Annotated in this window: 17 protein-coding genes; 8 read left to right on the forward strand and 9 right to left on the reverse strand. The window is 65.0% G+C overall.

Features of this window, described 5'->3' with window-relative positions; all coding sequences use genetic code 11:
* Positions 1-203: 203 nt before the first annotated feature.
* The 6 genes from ACQY4T_RS15155 (at position 204) to ACQY4T_RS15180 (ending at position 5,840) form a co-directional block, all read left to right on the forward strand.
* A complete protein-coding gene (locus tag ACQY4T_RS15155; RefSeq protein WP_428531989.1) occupies positions 204-1,073 on the forward strand; it encodes a branched-chain amino acid ABC transporter permease in 870 nt (289 codons plus the stop codon).
* Positions 1,074-1,988 (forward strand): branched-chain amino acid ABC transporter permease, encoded by a 915-nt coding sequence (locus ACQY4T_RS15160; RefSeq protein WP_428531992.1) that lies wholly within the window; start codon positions 1,074-1,076, stop codon positions 1,986-1,988.
* A complete protein-coding gene (locus ACQY4T_RS15165) occupies positions 1,985-3,448 on the forward strand; it encodes an ATP-binding cassette domain-containing protein (RefSeq protein WP_428531995.1) in 1,464 nt (487 codons plus the stop codon). The genes ACQY4T_RS15160 and ACQY4T_RS15165 overlap by 4 nt, the downstream gene beginning before the upstream one ends.
* 94 nt (positions 3,449-3,542) lie before the next feature.
* Complete coding sequence (locus tag ACQY4T_RS15170; protein ID WP_428531998.1) at positions 3,543-4,433, forward strand: NAD(P)-dependent oxidoreductase; 891 nt, start codon at positions 3,543-3,545, stop codon at positions 4,431-4,433.
* Between the two features lie 103 nt (positions 4,434-4,536).
* The gene (locus ACQY4T_RS15175) at positions 4,537-4,902 is read left to right on the forward strand and encodes a response regulator (RefSeq protein ID WP_428532001.1); all 366 of its coding nucleotides are present in this window, start codon (positions 4,537-4,539) and stop codon (positions 4,900-4,902) included.
* A 182-nt stretch (positions 4,903-5,084) separates the two neighbouring features.
* The gene (locus ACQY4T_RS15180) at positions 5,085-5,840 is read left to right on the forward strand and encodes a LexA family transcriptional regulator (protein WP_428532004.1); all 756 of its coding nucleotides are present in this window, start codon (positions 5,085-5,087) and stop codon (positions 5,838-5,840) included.
* A gap of 62 nt (positions 5,841-5,902) precedes the next feature.
* On the opposite strand, the gene ACQY4T_RS15185 is transcribed toward ACQY4T_RS15180, so the two are convergent.
* The 5 genes from ACQY4T_RS15185 to ACQY4T_RS15205 are packed head-to-tail and all read right to left on the reverse strand — an operon-like array spanning position 5,903 to position 9,921.
* Positions 5,903-6,079 carry a hypothetical protein gene (locus tag ACQY4T_RS15185; RefSeq protein ID WP_428532007.1) on the reverse strand — a complete coding sequence of 59 codons (177 nt, stop codon included), beginning with the start codon at positions 6,077-6,079 and terminating at the stop codon, positions 5,903-5,905.
* Positions 6,072-7,064 (reverse strand): ABC transporter ATP-binding protein, encoded by a 993-nt coding sequence (locus tag ACQY4T_RS15190; RefSeq protein WP_428532010.1) that lies wholly within the window; start codon positions 7,062-7,064, stop codon positions 6,072-6,074. The genes ACQY4T_RS15185 and ACQY4T_RS15190 overlap by 8 nt, the downstream gene beginning before the upstream one ends.
* Complete coding sequence (locus ACQY4T_RS15195; RefSeq protein ID WP_428532013.1) at positions 7,057-8,022, reverse strand: ABC transporter ATP-binding protein; 966 nt, start codon at positions 8,020-8,022, stop codon at positions 7,057-7,059. Before ACQY4T_RS15195 ends, ACQY4T_RS15190 begins: the two co-directional genes overlap by 8 nt.
* Before the next feature lie 10 nt (positions 8,023-8,032).
* The gene (locus tag ACQY4T_RS15200; RefSeq protein ID WP_428532016.1) at positions 8,033-8,953 is read right to left on the reverse strand and encodes an ABC transporter permease; all 921 of its coding nucleotides are present in this window, start codon (positions 8,951-8,953) and stop codon (positions 8,033-8,035) included.
* Positions 8,953-9,921 carry an ABC transporter permease gene (locus tag ACQY4T_RS15205; protein WP_428532019.1) on the reverse strand — a complete coding sequence of 323 codons (969 nt, stop codon included), beginning with the start codon at positions 9,919-9,921 and terminating at the stop codon, positions 8,953-8,955. Before ACQY4T_RS15205 ends, ACQY4T_RS15200 begins: the two co-directional genes overlap by 1 nt.
* Positions 9,922-10,107: 186 nt before the next feature.
* On the opposite strand from ACQY4T_RS15205, the gene ACQY4T_RS15210 reads away from it, so the two are divergent.
* Positions 10,108-10,734, forward strand: a complete 627-nt coding sequence (locus ACQY4T_RS15210; RefSeq protein ID WP_428532022.1) for a Uma2 family endonuclease — start codon at positions 10,108-10,110, stop codon at positions 10,732-10,734.
* A 57-nt stretch (positions 10,735-10,791) separates the two neighbouring features.
* Here ACQY4T_RS15210 and ACQY4T_RS15215 read toward each other — a convergent pair whose 3' ends face one another.
* The 3 genes from ACQY4T_RS15215 to ACQY4T_RS15225 form a co-directional block, all read right to left on the reverse strand.
* Positions 10,792-12,609 (reverse strand): TRAP transporter large permease subunit, encoded by a 1,818-nt coding sequence (locus tag ACQY4T_RS15215; RefSeq protein WP_428532025.1) that lies wholly within the window; start codon positions 12,607-12,609, stop codon positions 10,792-10,794.
* Between the two features lie 14 nt (positions 12,610-12,623).
* Complete coding sequence (locus tag ACQY4T_RS15220) at positions 12,624-13,637, reverse strand: TRAP transporter substrate-binding protein (RefSeq protein WP_428532028.1); 1,014 nt, start codon at positions 13,635-13,637, stop codon at positions 12,624-12,626.
* Positions 13,638-13,755: 118 nt separating this feature from the next.
* On the reverse strand, positions 13,756-14,625 hold the full coding sequence (locus ACQY4T_RS15225) for a LysR substrate-binding domain-containing protein (RefSeq protein ID WP_428532031.1): 870 nt from the start codon (positions 14,623-14,625) through the stop codon (positions 13,756-13,758).
* 93 nt (positions 14,626-14,718) lie between these two features.
* Between ACQY4T_RS15225 and ACQY4T_RS15230 the strand changes: the two genes are divergently transcribed.
* Entirely contained in the window at positions 14,719-15,225 is a 507-nt protein-coding gene (locus ACQY4T_RS15230) for a DinB family protein (RefSeq protein ID WP_428532034.1), read from the forward strand.
* On the opposite strand, the gene ACQY4T_RS15235 is transcribed toward ACQY4T_RS15230, so the two are convergent.
* Positions 15,222-16,001, reverse strand: coding sequence for a TerC family protein (locus ACQY4T_RS15235; RefSeq protein ID WP_428532037.1), 780 nt, complete (start codon positions 15,999-16,001; stop codon positions 15,222-15,224). The genes ACQY4T_RS15230 and ACQY4T_RS15235 overlap by 4 nt on opposite strands.
* Positions 16,002-16,005 lie beyond the last annotated feature (4 nt).

The raw sequence follows: 16,005 nt of genomic DNA on the forward strand, positions 1-16,005 counted from the left end.
CATTCCCGGTCGCATGTCGCGGCACCGTCCTGACCAGTGATTGACGCGTTGGATCGGCCACGGATCGTATGCCGCCACATGATGGCGGACCGAGCTTTTGCCGGGCCGCTGCATGGCCGGCAGCCGCATTGTCCGACGCATGCCCGCACCGCCGCCGGGGCAACTGCCCCTTTCTGCAATTCGGCCAGGGCGGACGGACTTTGATGCTCGCATTGCAAATCCTGATCGACGGGTTCGCGATCAGCAGTCTGTACGCCCTCGGCGCCACCGGCTTCACCCTGATCTTCGGGGTGTCCGGTGTGCTCAACCTGTCGCACGGCGCGATCATGATCGTCGCTGCGGTGGTCGCATGGTGGGTGGCGGAGACCGCGGGGGCGTATGTCGGAGCCGCCGTCGGAGTCATCGCCAGCCTGGTTTGCGCATTCATCACCTACCGGGTGATCGTACGCCCGATCCAGAACTCGCCATCCATTCCGCGGGAGGAAAAAGAAATCTTCGTGCTCACCGCCACGCTGTTGTGGGGCATCATGCTGCAGGAGGCCATTTCCTATCTGTTCACCAACAATCCCAAGACGGTGCGTCCCCTGGTCGAGGGCGTGGTGATGATCTTGGGCGTGCGCACGCCATGGAACGAGGTCCTGACCGCGGCACTGTCATGGGCGGTGATCGGGCTGCTGTATCTACTGGTCAACCGTACGCGCACCGGCAAATCGTTGCTTGCGGCGGCGATGAACCCGCGCGGGCTGACCCTTTTGGGGTTCGAACTGTCCAGCATCTATGTCCTGGTCTGGGTCATCTACGGCGTGCTGGCCGGGATTGCCGGTGTGCTGCTGGGCGCCTTCCTGGGCGTGAGTTCCGACAACGCCGGCACGCTGACCGCCAGCGCATTCTCGATCGTGGTGCTGGGTGGTCTGGGCAGCGTATCGGGCTCGCTGATAGCGGCCTATGTGGTCGGGTATCTCGAGACCCTCACGGCATACCTGGTCTCACCGGCGATCCGCACCGTGCCGGTGCTGCTGCTGCTGGTCGCAGTGGTCTATGTCCGGCCGCAAGGCCTGCTGGGGCGCAGATAGATGCGGTCCCGAACCTTTCTCGTCGTCGTCCCAGCCCTGCTGGTGATGGCGCTGCTGCCGCTTGGGGTCGGCGGCTACATTCTTGGCCTGCTCACCCTCGCGTACTACTACGCCGTGTTCGCCATGTCCTGGGACCTGCTGTTCGGCTTCGCCGGTGAGGTCAACTTCGGCCCCAGCTTCCTGATCGGCGTCGGCGCCTACACCGCGGCACTGCTGAATCATTACTGGATGTGGCCGATTCCGGCCTGCCTGGTCGCCGGCGCTATCGCCGCGGTCATCGCCGGGGCGGTCCTGGCGGTGCCGGCGTTGCGCCTAACCGGTCCGTATTTCGGTCTCGTCACCCTGGTTGCCGTGTTGCTGTTGCAAAACCTGCTGGTGCTGTTCGCCGGCGTCACCGGCGGCGAGATCGGGCTGGACCTGCCGGACGTTCTGTCGATCGACGATCACACCAACTACTATTACGCGCTGGCTTTCATGACGGTCAGCGGCGCCATCCTGTTCGGGCTGTCGGTCTCTCCGGTCGGGCTGATCCTGCAAGCCAGTGGACAGGACGCGATCGAGGCCGCCGCGCTCGGCTTCAACGTCACCAAGCACAAGCTGGCGGCGTTCTGCATCAGCGCGTTCTTCTCCGGGCTGGCAGGCGCGATGCTGATCTTCTACCTTGGCACCGCCTCGGTCGGCACCGTGGTGGACATCGCCGTCGGAGTGAACGTGATCATCGCCGCCGTGCTGGGTGGGCGGCGCACCATCATCGGCGCCGCGGTCGGTTCGATCTTCCTGATCGGCGCGGGCGAAATCCTGCGCCCGCTGGGCCAATTGTCGACCTTCGTGGTGTCGGCCATAGCGCTGCTGGTGATCCTGTTCTTCCCTGGTGGTTTCATGGGACGCCTGCTGCAGGCCGGAGGCCGCGAATGACCGCGCTGCTGGAGGTCAGCGGCCTGACCAAGCGGTTCGGCGGACTGGTGGCGGTGAACGACATCGGTTTCTCGATCAGCCCGGGCGAGATCCTCGGCCTGATCGGTCCGAACGGGTCCGGCAAGTCGACGGTGATGAAATGCATCATGGGCATCGAGCGGGCGAACGCCGGGCAGGTCAGGCTGGCCGGCGTCAACGTGGCCGGATGGCCGACCCACCGCATCGCGCGCCAAGGCGTGGGCATCGTGTTCCAGCACGCTCGTCCGCTGCACCGGCAAACGATCCTGGAGCACATCAAGCTGGCGCTTTTGCCGGACAATCTGTTGATGCTGGCGACCGATCACGGCGTCAGCCGCAGAGCCGAGGAGATCGCCGCGCGCGTCGGTCTGACCAAGGTGATCGACCGGCTGCCGCGCACCTTGGCGTTCGCCGACCTGCGACGGCTGGAACTGGCCAAGGCGATCGCGCGCAATCCCAAGGTCGTGCTGGTCGATGAACCGTTCGCCGGCCTGACCTCGGGCGAGGTCGCCGACTTTTCCGCCCTGATCGGCAGCTTCCGCGCCGAGGGCCACGCGGTGCTGCTGGTGGACCACAACGTCAAGAGCGTGGCCGCCCTGGTTGACCGCGTGCTGGCGATGTATCTGGGCGAGAAAGTCGCCGAAGGCACCGCCGATCAGGTAATGCGCAACGAAACCGTCCGCCGGGTCTATCTTGGCGGCAAGATCGAAACCGCCGCCAGGCCGGAACGCGAGGGCAAGGACCGCACCCCGTTGCTGGATGTGCGCGGGCTGGGCGTGCTGTATGGCAAGGCCACCGCGTTGGACGACGTCTCGATCCATATTGGCGAAGGCGAGTTCGTATCGGTGGTCGGTCTGAACGGTGCCGGCAAGACCACGCTGTTCAACGCGATTTCCGGCCTGTTGCCATACAGCGGCACGATCGACTGGCGCGGCGCGGCGTTGGCCGGTCGAACCCCCGGCGTCATCGCCCGCGGCGGCATCGTGCAATGTCCCGAGACGCGGGAGTTGTTCGGTGACATGTCGGTGCGGGAAAACCTCGATCTTGGCGGGCAGCATCTTTCGCTGGCGGAGGCGGCGACGCAGCTTGATTGGCTGTTCGGACTGTTCCCGATCCTGCGCTCGCGCCAGCGCCAGGTTGCCAGGACATTGTCGGGCGGCGAGCAGCAGATGCTGGCAATCGCCCGGGCGCTGATGATGAAGCCGAAACTGCTGATCCTGGATGAGCCGACGCTGGGCCTCGCCCCGGTGATTCTGGAACAGTTGTCCAAGGCATTGGAGATATTGCGTCAGACCACTAATATCACCGTGCTGCTGGGCGAGCAGAACGTGACGTTCGCCTTGCCACACGCGGATCGGGTCTACGTCATCGAACACGCGCGGATCGTCTGGGAAGGTGACCCCGGCCGGTTCGCCGAAGAAGCCGGCGCCGGCTATCTGTAGGCGGCGGCACGCCGGCGCGGCCTGACAGATCGAGCGTGTTGCGCCATGCTGGCCCGCACGCCGGATGGTCCGGTCGGAACAGGGAAATCAGACAATGAAAGTTGGCTTCATCGGTGTGGGCAACATGGGCGGCCCGATGTGCCGCAACATCATCCGCAACACCAACCATGAGGTGGTGGTGCACGACCTCAATCCCGACGCCCTGAAGGCCTGCAGCGATCTCGGCGCGTCCGCCGCCGGCTCGGTTGCCGATGTCGCCTCGCGCTGCGATGTGGTGATCACTTCGCTGCCAATTCCGCGCGTTGTCGAGGAAGTAACCCTGGGCGCCGGCGGGATCGCCGAGAATGCCAAGGCGGGGACGGTGTTCATCGACCTCTCGACCAACTCGCCGGCGACAGCGAAACGGGTGAACCAGGGCATGCAGGCCAAGGGGATCGCGATGCTGGAGGCGCCGGTGTCAGGCGGCACGTCGCGCGCGGCGGATGGCACGATCGTCATTATGGTCGGCGGCGAAGCCGCGGTCTTCGAGCAGACTCTACCGCTGCTGAAATCGTTCAGCGGCGAGGTGATCCACGTCGGCGAGATCGGCTACGGGTCAACCGCCAAGTTGATCAACAACATGCTGGCGTTCTGCAACTCCGCCGCCGCGGCCGAGGCGCTGATGATCGGCAAACGATCGGGGATTGACCTAAAAAAGCTGGATGCGGTGATCCGCAATGCCAGCGGCATGTCATCGGGCTATGCCAGTATGTCGAGCAAGACGCTGGCCGGCGACTTCAACGCGACGTTCGCTCTGGACCTGGCGCACAAGGACCTTCGGCTGGCGCTGGAGATGGCGGATGACCTGGGGGTCCCCGGGCTGATCGCGCCTCAGGTCATGAACCTGATGCGGATGGCACGCGGCATGGGACTGGGTGCATCCGATTCGGCATCGGTGGTGCGGGTTTACGAAACCGCTTTGGGAGAGGATATTCGCGCCGGTTAAGCGGACAAAGCCGCCAAATCAGCAAGCAAGTGGCGGTGGACAGTGGTAACTGGGCGCCAAAGTGTGCTTGGATGCGGCATTTAGACCGAACCAGGGTGTCAAAATGAGCGAGCAGAATAGGATTCTGGTTGTTGAAGACGACCCCCTGGTGTCGGAGGTCATCACCGCCGCACTTGACGATACCTATCGCATAACAGTGGTCGACAACGCCTCCGCAGCGGTCGATTTGCTGCAGGACCGGGAATTTCGGCTGATGCTGCTGGATTGCACGCTGCCCGGCGGGGTGGACATCAACCTGATCCCGGAGGCTGACAAGGCCGGGACCGCGGTGGTGTTGATGTCGGGCGATCCTGGCCGAATGGCGAAGCTGACAGAGCAGCCGCTGCCGTTCGTGCTCAAGCCGTTCAGCTTGAGCGGCTTGATCGACACTGTCGAAGCCGTGCTGGCGCCCCGAAATCGAACGGGCTGACAAAATAGACGAGCCGCGGCCTGGATGGTCCTGGAGTTTGACCAGGGCTACTCAGGAGTGTCGGCATCCTCCATTTTCCAACCAATTTTCGGCGCCGAATGGTCAATAGCTAACGTGACGCGAAAATTCTGAAAAGCGGCGGCAATCAATGTCAAAATGCCGCATGGGGACAGACTGATCACATGCCACGCGTCAGGACACAAGTGAAGGCATTGGAAAATGGGTCGCACGTGGCCGGTTCGGACAAACAGGCTTTCGTCGAGCGACTGCAGACCATCCTGACGCACTGGCCAAGCGCCGACCGGTTGGCGCGGGCGATGGGCGTTTCATCGTCAGCATTTCGCAAATGGCTCAAAGGTGAGGCGGAGCCGAGTCGGGAGCGTCTGGTCGCGCTGGCTCGGACCGCTGGCGTTGGCGTGGCGTGGCTGGCCGAAGGTGAGGGACCGGAACCGGTCTTTCAGCCAGCGGGCGGAGCGCGGCGCCGGCAGGGTGTGTGCGATGCCTTGGATGGGCCGGACTGGAGCGGCTTCGTGCTGCTGCCTCGGCGGGCGGAGGCAGCAGCGGCCGGATCGGTGACGCCGGAGGCACCTTCGGGCAGCGAATTCATCGCCCTGCGACACGACTGGGTGCGCTCGGTCTGCAGCGTGGAGCCAAGCAAAGTGGTGCTGGAGACCGCGGTCGGCGAGTCGATGACGCCGACAATCCGAGACGGCAACACGCTGCTGATCGACAGCACGGACCAGACGTTCCGCAATTTCGGCATCTACGTGCTGGAGATCAACGGGCAACGGCTGGTCAAGCGGGTCCAGCGCAAGCATGACGGCAGCCTGGTGCTGATCAGCGACAACAACGCCTATCAACCCGATACCGTCAGCCCCGACGCGGCAAACGACGTCACCGTGGTAGGCCGCGTGGTGTGGGCCGGCGGCACGGTATGACCCGGCGCCTGGTCGCTTGATACGCCCCGCACGTCCGGCTCAGTGCGAATTGGCCCGCTACTTCAATGCGTTGCGGCAATCGGGGCGCAATTGGTGCGGCCCGATGCGACGCAATCCTGGGTCGCCGCGGCGTGGCGCAACTGCTGGACCACGAACAGCACGCCGACGATCAACGCCAGCAGCAAAGCCAACCCGACCGCCGCGCGCAGCGGTGATCGCCCGTCATCTTGGTCAGCCATCGCGGCCTTCCTCGACGGCATGGCAGGCGACCTGAACGTTGTCGGCGGCAACATGGGCCGGCTTTTCCTCCCGGCAGCGCTGATTCGCCAACGGACAGCGCGGATGGAACGAACATCCGGGCGGGGGCGCGATCGGACTGGGAAGCTCGCCGCCCACCGGGGTGCGCGCGCGTCCGACCTGCTCCAGATCGGGAATCGCGTCGAGCAGCAGCCTTGTGTAGGGGTGGCGGGGGCGGCGGAAGATCGCCTCGGCCGGACCTTGTTCGACGATGCGGCCGAGATACATCACGCCCAGGCGGTCGGCCATGTGGCGCACCACCGCCAGGTTGTGGCTGATGAACAGATAGGTCAGGCCGAGCCGCTGCTGCAGGTCGCGCATCAGGTTGAGGATCTGCGCCTGGACCGAGACATCCAGCGCGCTGGTGGGTTCGTCGCAGACCAGGAAGTCCGGCTCGCTGGCCAATGCGCGGGCGATGGAGATGCGTTGGCGCTGGCCGCCGGAGAACTCGTGCGGGTATTTCAGGCCGTCGCGCACCGCGAGCCCGACATTGGCGAGCAGCGTCCCGACCCGCCCTTGCACCTCATTCGGCCGGTTTGCCAGGTTGAAGGCGCGGATCGGTTCGGCAACGATATCGCTGACCCGCCATCTGGGGTTGAACGAGGCGTAGGGGTCCTGGAAGATCATGTTCATCCGCCGCCGCATCGCCGGCTGGGCGCGGGCCGAGGACAACGCCTGGTTCTCGAACAGGATGTCGCCGTCGCTGGGTTGATAAAGGCCGACGGCGAGGCGGGCGATGGTGGACTTGCCACAGCCGGATTCACCGACCAGCGCGAAGGTGGTGCCGGGGGCGATCACGAACGAAACGTCGTCCACGGCGCGCAGACTTCGACGCGGCTCGCGGGTGAACAGCCGCTGCAGAAACGGGCGGGAGACATCGAAGTAATGCGAGACCGCAACGGCCTCCAGGGTTGCCGGGTCAGCCATCGGCGTGCAGCCAGCAGGCGGCCCGCGTCGGACCGGCGTCCAACAGCTCGGGTTGTTGTGCGCGGCAACGGTCGAACACGCGCGGACAGCGGGGATGGAAACGGCAGCCGGATGGGATGGCGTCGAGCCGGGGCATGGCGCCGTCGATCTGGCGCAGGCGGTTCACCCGGTGCTCGAGCGAGGGGATGGAGGCCATCAAGCCGTCCGTGTAAGGGTGCGCCGGGTGGCGGATGACGGCGCCGACCGGGCCGATCTCGGCGATGCGGCCGGCATACATCACGGCGACGCGGTCGGCGGTCTCGGCGATGACGCCCATGTCGTGGGTGATCAGCATCACCGCGGTGCCGTGGTCGCGGGTGAGGTCCTTCAGCAGGGTAATGATCTGCGCCTGGATCGAAACGTCCAGCGCGGTGGTGGGTTCGTCGGCGACGATCAGCGCCGGTTCGGCGCAAAGCGCCAGCGCGATCACCACGCGTTGGCGCTGGCCGCCGGAGAACTCGTGCGGGTAGGCGTCGAAGCGCTGGGCGGCCGCCGGGATGCCGACGCGATCGAGCCAGCCGGTGGCCCTGCGGCGAGCGTCGGCGTCGGACAGCCGCATGTGGGTCTGCATCGTCTCGGTCAACTGGCGGCCGATGGTATAGAGCGGGTTCAGCGTGGTCAGCGGGTCCTGGAAGATCATGCCGATGCGCCGGCCGCGGATGCGGCGCAGTGGTTCGGCGGCCAGGTTGTCGATGCGGCTGCCGTCCAGCCTGATCTCACCCGCGGCGATGCGGCCGGGGCGCTCCAGCAGGCCGACGATGGCGGCGCCGGTCAGTGATTTGCCGGCACCCGATTCGCCGACCACGCCGAGGATTTCGCCGGCCTTGATGGCGAACGAAATCCGGTCGAGCGCGCGCAGCACGCCGTGACGGGTCGGGAATTCGACGGTCAGGTCGCGGACCTCGAGCAACTCTGTCATCGCGGATGCATCATCTCAGCCTGGGGTTCAGCGCATCGCGCAGCCAGTCGCCCAGCAGGTTGATTGCCAGCACCATCAGGATAAGCGCAATGCCGGGGAACACGCTGACCCACCACTGGCCGGAGAACAGAAAGTCGTTACCAAACCGTATAAGGGTGCCGAGCGAGGGTTGTGTGGACGGCAGCCCGACGCCGAGGAAAGACAAGGTGGCCTCGGCGATGACCGCCTGGCCAAGACCGAGCGTTGCGATCACCATGACCGGTCCGATGACGTTCGGCAGCACATGGTTGACCATGATGCGCCAGGATGGAACGCCGATCACCCTGGCGGCCATGACGTAGTCCTTGTTGCGCTCGACCAATGTGGACCCGCGCACGGTGCGGGCGAAATTGGGCCAAAGGCTAATGCCGATGGCGAAGATGATGACGTAGATCTGCAGCGCCTCGCGCATGGTGCCGGGAAGGGCCGCGGTGATGACACCATCGACCAGCAGCGCGGTCAGGATCGAGGGGAACGTCAGTTGCACGTCGGCGATGCGCATCAGCAGGGCGTCGCTGACGCCGCCGAGGTAGCCCGCGAGCAGGCCGACGCCAACGCCGACGATGATTGCGAACAGGGTGGAAAGGACTCCCACCACCAGGCTGATCCGCATGCCGTACATGATCGCCGACAGCACGTCGCGGCCCTGGTTGTCGGTGCCCAGGATGTTGGACCAGTCGGCGTCAGGCATGCCGATCGGCGGCTTGAAGCTGTCCATCAGCGACAGCGAGGCGACATCCATCGGGTCATGCGGGGCGAGCAGCGGCGCGAACAGCGCGGCGACGATCAGGATCAGCGCGATCAGGGCCGACACCAGAGCCACCGGCGAGGTGCGGAAGCTGTAGCCCATGTCGCTGTTCCAGGCCCTGGAGACGGGCGAAGGATCCGACATCAGCGGCGTATCCTGAGGCGCGGATCGACGGCATAGTACAGCAGATCGACCACCAGGTTGATCAGCACGAACACCAGCCCGATCAGCATCAGGTAGGCCGACATCACCGGAATGTCGGCGACCGCGACGGATTGGACCAGCAGCAGGCCCATGCCGGGCCACTGAAATACCGTTTCGGTGACCAGCGAAAACGCCACGATGCCGCCGAACTGCAAGCCGATGATGGTGATGACCGGGACCAGCGTGTTCTTCAGTGCATGGCCGAAATTGATGGTTCGGCTGGTCAGCCCGCGGGCTCGGGCGAACTTGATGTAGTCGGTGCGGAGCACTTCCAACATCTCGGCGCGCACCAGGCGCATGATCAGGGTCATCTGGAACAGGCCCAGGGTGACGGAAGGCAGGATCAGCGAGCGGATGCCGGCCCATGAAGTCAACCCGGTGGACCACCAGCCGATCTGCACCACCGGTCCGCGGCCGAAGCTGGGCAGCCAGCCGAGTGCGACGGAGAAGATCAGGATCAGCAGGATGCCAAGCAGGAAGGTCGGCAGCGAAACCCCAACCAGGCTGCTGACCATGAACACCCTCGACAGCAGCGTGTTGCGGTGGATGCCTGTATAGACACCCATCGGCACACCGATGGCGAACGCCAGCACCGAGGCGGTGATCGCGAGTTCCAGCGTCGCCGGCAGACGCTCCTTGATCAGGCGGCTGACCGGCTGCGCCAGGCGGTAGCTGATGCCGAAATCGCCGTGCAGGGCGAGCCAGAGGAAATGGCCGTATTGCACGAAGAACGGTTGATCGAGGCCGAGCTGCTTGACCAGTGCCAGCCGCTGCGCCTCGGTGTGGTCCTGCCCGAGCAGAATGTTCACCGGATCGCCGATATAGTTGAACATGGCGAAGGCGATGAAGCCGACGACCAGCAGGACAGGGATAGCCTGAAGCAGTCGGGAACCGATGAAACCGAACATGGGAGCGGCCAATAAGGCGGATCGGCGCGGCTTTGCCAAGGGGGGATTTGAAGGGTCTTCCTCGGGTGCCTTGGCCGGGCGAGCGGGGGGTCGGCTGGTCGCCCGCGGATTTGTCGTGCCGGATATCCACGAATTGGTGAGAGCGCCTGGATGTGTGGTAATCGTTGCCTGTCAGGAGCGCCAACGATGGCTGATCCAGCACTACAGCCTTGGACCGTTGCCCAATTCTTCGAGTGGCAGGCTCGCCAGACCGAGCGTTACGAGCTGGTGAACGGCGTTCCGGTTCGAATGATGGCGGGCGCGCGAAACGTTCATGACGACATCGTGGTCAACCTGCTGGCAGAGTTGCGTGGACAGTTGCGCGGCAGCGGCTGCCGCGCGTTCACCGGTAACGGTAGCGTCGAAACGCTCCCCGGGCAGATCCGGCGGCCGGACGCGGGTGCGGACTGTGGCGAACGCGATCCCGATGACATGAAGGCCGCATTGCCCCGCATGGTCGCCGAGGTTCTGTCGCCCTCCACCCGCGACTTCGACACCTTCGAGAAGTTCGCGGAATACAGGCAGGTCGAGAGCCTGCAGTACATCCTGGTCGTCGAGCCGAACGCGCCGGAGGTCGTGGTCTGGTCGCGAGACCCGGGCCGGGCCTGGGTTCGCCACGTGCTGGAAGGGCTCGACCGCAGGGTGGAGATGCCCGCGATCGGGGTTACGCTGGCGCTTGCCGAGATTTATGACGGCGTGGCGTTTCCGGCGCGGCCCCGTCTGGTCAGGCGCGAGGAGGCGCAGGCCGAATCTGGTCCCTCGAGCGAGGGGTAGCGGGCCCAGCCTCCGCGTGCGGGAACCAGGGGAGGCGGGTGCAAGGATCGATGCCTATTAGGGCAGAAATCCGGTAGAAATCCAGGGCACCGCCGCCACGACAATCAACGCCACGACAAGCACCCCCATGTAGGGCCAGATCCGGCCGAAAGCTTCGTCGCTGGACACCTTGCCGATCAGGCACGTCTGATAGAACCCGACGCCGAAGGGCGGTGAGAACAGCCCGATGCCCATCGCGAAAATCGCAACGATCGCGTATTGTACCAGGTGGATCCCAAGCTGCTGGGCGATCGGGAACAGCAGCGGTCCGAACAGCACCATCGCCGGCAGACCCTCCAGCACGCTGCCCAGCACGACGAACAGCAGCATCGAAACCGCCATGAAGCCGTATTTGCCGCCCGGCAAACCGGTCATCATATCGGCCAGCGTCTGCGCGAAGCCGGCCTGGGTCAGCGACCAGGCCATCGCACTCGCGGTGCCGATGATCAGTAGGATGGCACCGGATAGCGCCGCCGTCTCGACCAGGATCGGCACCAGCCGACGCCAGTCGAAGCAGCGATACACCGCGATGCCGACGACGATGGCGTAGACCACGCCGACCGTCGCCACCTCGGTCGCGGTGGTGATGCCGGCCAGCACCGCGTAGCGGATCACGAAGGGCAGGATCAACGCCGGAACCGCGACCACGAACAGCCGCCCTACCGTTCGTGCCTCCACGCGCCCGGCGCTGGGGCGTTCATGCCGAGTGCGGAAGAACACCAGCGCCGCCAGTCCGATCGCGGCGAAGGCCGCCGGCAGCAACCCCCCGGTGAACAGTGCCGAGATCGATACCCCGGTCACCGCGCCCACGATGATCAGCACGAGGCTCGGTGGGATCGTCTCCGACATCGCGGCCGAGGCAGCGAGCTGCGCCACCAGTTCGCCGGGCGCCGATCCGCGGCGGCGCATCTCGGGCAGCAGCACCGGGGCCACCGCCGCCTGATCCGCCGCCTTCGACCCGGAAATGCCCGAGATCAGATACATCGCGACGATCAGCACATAGGACAGGCCGCCGCGCCGGTGGCCCACCAGCGCGGCCAGGAAATCGACCATGGCCCGGGCGATGCCGGTCATCTCCAGCAGCAGCCCCAGCACGACGAACATCGGCACCGCCAGCAGCTCGATCGACGACATCCCCTGGTCCATCTGGCCGATGACGACCGCGAGCGGAATGGTGGTGGTGAAGTAGATGTAGCCGAAGGTGGCGATGCCGAAGCTGAAGGCGATCGGCACGCCGATGAAGATGCAGATGCCGACGATGCCGATGAAGAAAATCAGCAGGTCGGCGTTGCCGAGATCGTCGAACTCCGGCTCCAGACCCCACAGGACCAGCCCGATTGCCATGCCGATGCCCAGCACCAGGACAAGCTCACGCCAGGTCGTGCCATGGAATAGCTGGCGAAGCGCGACGTAGAACAGCAAAGCCAGCGCCACGAGCTGTCCGCCGATCTCCCACGAGCCGGGGATTTGCATGACCGGAGTCAGGATCGCTTGTTGCTGCACAGCGTAGGAAATGCCGGGGACGACCAGCCCGACCGCCACCACCGCGACGATCAGCGCCGAGAAGCGCCGGGCGAAGCGCTGCCCGCGGATACCGATGCGGCCCACGATCACGGTCATGCGCATGTGCTCGGCGCGGCTGAGCGCGATCACCGCGCCCAGGCTGACCAGCCACAGGAACAGGATGCCCGCGAGTTCCTCAACCCAGACCAGCGGGCTGTCCAGCAGGTAGCGCCAGACCACGCCGGCAAACAGGATTGCGATCTCGATGACAACCAGGATAGCGGCGACGCCCTGCGTTGACAGGTCGACCAACCGGTCCAGCCGCCGCAGCATCGCGCTGGCCGGGTTCAGGCGGTCAATCCGGTCGCCTTCTCGAGTGCGGCCCAAAGAGCCGGGCTGAACTTCGCCTTCCAGGTCTTGTAGAAGCCGGATTTCACCAGCGCGGCCTGGAACTGCGCCTTGTCGGGGGTGGCGAATTCCATGCCCTGCTGCTTCAGCTTCGCCTCCAGCGTGCCGTCCAGCTTCTGGTTGGCGGCGCGCTGCGCTTGGGCCTGCGCGTCGAACGTATCCTCGACGATCTTGCGGTAGTTCGCCGGGATGGTGTTCCAGAACAGGCCGTTCACCAGCAGCCAATAGCCGACCCACATATGGTCGGTCAGCGAACAGTATTTCTGCACCTGGTAGAATTTCTGCGTCTCGATATTGCCCAGCGGGTTTTCCTGGCCGTCCACGACGTGGGTTTGCAGGGCGGTATACAGCTCGGAGACGTTGATGGTGGCCGGGGCAGCGCCGAGGTCCTGGAACAGCGACAAGGAAATCGGGCTGGGCGGGACGCGGATCTTGAAGCCGTGCAGATCCTCGGGCGTGTTGATCTGCTTTGTGCTGGAGGTGATCTGGCGGAAGCCCTCGTCCCAGATGCGGTGCATCGGGATCAGGCCGGTCTTGGCGATATCGGCGCGGACGATGTCGCCGACAGCGCCATCCAGCGTGTTCCAGGCCATTTCGGGGGATTTGAACGCAAAACCAATATTGTCGATCGCGGCACTTGGCACCAGGGTGGCCAGGATGTTGTCGCCGATCGCCATCATCTGCATCGCGCCGGAGCGCAGGTTGGACAGCATGTGGCTATCGTTGCCCAATTGGCTGTTCGGAAAGATCTTCACGTCCACCGCGCCATCGGTCGCGTCCTTGATCTTCTTGGCCGCCTCCATCGCGTTGACGGTGGTCGGGTGGTCGGTGGAAAGATCCAGGCCGAAGCGGATGAAATAGTGGCTCGCGGCTCGGGCGGGACGGATCGCCATGGCGCTGGAGGTGACCGCCGCGCCGGTCAGGAACTGCTTGCGGGTCATCAGCGGAGCCATTGGTCGATCCTTCCGACACGGCGGCCGATGCTGGCCGCTTCAAGCGCACGACAATCACGACAGGCGATGCGCGTCAACCGAGGTCGAATGTGACGCCTGATCGGATACCGGACCGATTTCAATCACTGGACCGCTGCCGAGTTGCCTCGGTGATCAGCCAGTCGCGGAATTGCCGTAGCTGGCGGATCCGCAGGCGATCGGGCAGGGCGACGAACCAGTGGCCCTCGGCGGCGGCGATCGGCGGGTCGGGGGCGATTTCGGCGAGGATCCCGGCGGCCAGCATGTCGGCGACGAGATTGCGATCGACCACGGCGGCGCCGATGCCGGCGGTGGCCGCCTGCACCGCCAGGGCTCTGGTCTCGAATGTCAGGATCGGCGCGGCATTGGGCCAGCCAAGGGCGGCGGCGATGGTCGGCCAGTCGGCATCCCGGGTGCGGGCGGCGAGGCGGGGCAGATCTTGCGGCCGGGCGTTGGCTTGCAGCATGCGAGGGTTGCTGACGACGACCGGGCGGTCGCGGAACAACAGTGTTGCCTCCAGGTCCGGCCAATTGCCCTGGCCCCAGCGGATCGCGCATTCGAACGGTTCGGCGGACAGGTCGACCGGCCGCATGCCAGTGCTCAGCAGCAGGCGCGTGTCCTGGTGGCGGGACTGGAAGCCGGTCAGCCGGGGAACCAGCCAGAGTGTGAGGAAACTTGACAGCGTCGAGACCCGAACGTCGCCCGCCTGATGTCCGGCCTCGGTGATCGCGGCATCGATGCTGTCGAAGGCCGCGGCCAGGCGGCGGCCAAGCCGTTCACCGGTTTCAGTGAGCCGGGCGTGCGGGCCGCGGCTGATGAACAAGGTCATTGCCAATGTCTGCTGCAACTGGCGCAGCAGGTGGGACACCGCGGAAGGGGTCACGTTGAGCACGTGCGATGCGCCTGCCAGGCTGCCGGTGCGGGCTGTCTCGGCGAACGCGCGCAGGGCGCGCAGGGACGGGGACGACATGAGAAATCCTCATGCTACGGGTGCGCCTTCTCACTACCCGTCGTCGGTGGTTTGCGCCAGGATCAGGCGTCCCTTGGGAAGCGGAGGGGTTGGATGTTGAAAGCCTATTTCGACCAGTTCGCGGTCTATAACAGCTGGGCCAACAGGCGGGTTTACGAGGACGCGGCGACGCTGCCGGACGAGGTGCGCAAGCGTGGCGCCGGACTGTTCTTCGGCAGCCTGCACGCGACGCTGAACCATGTGCTGGTGGCGGATTACATCTGGATGCGACGCTTCACCGGCGATGGTCCGCTGCCGCAGCGCCTGAACCAGATATTGTATGAGGATTTTTCCGAGTTGCGGGCGGCGCGGCAAGCCGAGGACGAGCGGATCGTTGACTTCGTGACCGGGCTGCAGGAGTATGACCGGGTGATCACCTACAAGAACTCGACGGGAAAAACGTTCCGGCAGCTGCTCGGGGCGGCACTGGCGCATTTTTTCAATCACCAGACGCATCATCGCGGTCAATTGCACGCCGGTCTGACGATCGCGGGAATACGCGAGCCGGCCTCGCTGGATCTGGTGGCACTGCAACGCTCGGGGGCAGACGTAAAGGCCTAGCCCGGTGGTATCGCCAGCCCAAGCGAAGCCCGGGTCTTCGGCTTCTGCTGCAGGAAACCCCGCTTCATTCGCCGGCGTTTCGCCGACAGCAGATTGAGCGCCTCGACCATGATGGAGAATCCCATCGCGGCGTAAACGTAGCCGCGCGGCACGTGGAAGCCGAGGCCGTCGGCCATCAGCATCGTGCCGATCAGCAACAGGAACGACAGCGCCAGCATCTTCACCGAGGCGTGCCGGTCGATGAACGACGACAGCGGGTTCGATGCAGCCAGCATCAACATCATGGCGACGACGATAGCCGCGACCATGACCCAGATTTCGTTGGCGATGCCGACCGCGGTGATGACGCTGTCGAGCGAGAAAACGATATCGAACAGCACGATCTGGATGATGGTAGCGACGAAGCCAGGGTGGCGGCCCGCGGCCGGCTCGTGCTCGTCCTCACCTTCGACACGCAGGTGGATCTCCCGCGTGCCCTTGAACATCAGGAAGCTGCCGCCGCCGAGCAGAACCAGATCGCGCCAGGAAAAACTCCAGCCTGCCAAAGAAACGACAGGCTCGGTCAGGTGAACGATGAAGGCGATCGATCCGAGCAAGGCGAGCCGAGTTCCTAACGCCAAGGCAAGGCCGATTTTGCGGGCCTTGCCTTGTCGCTCCGCCGGCAGCCGCCCGGCAAGTAACGCGATGAAGACAAGGTTGTCGACGCCCAAGACGATCTCGAGCGCCGACAGGGTGATGAAACTAGCCCAGATGTCGGGGTCCAGCAGCCAGTTCATGGCA

Source organism: Rhodopila sp. (assembly GCF_965277825.1).
In the GTDB taxonomy this organism is placed as follows: Bacteria; Pseudomonadota; Alphaproteobacteria; order Acetobacterales; family Acetobacteraceae; genus Rhodopila.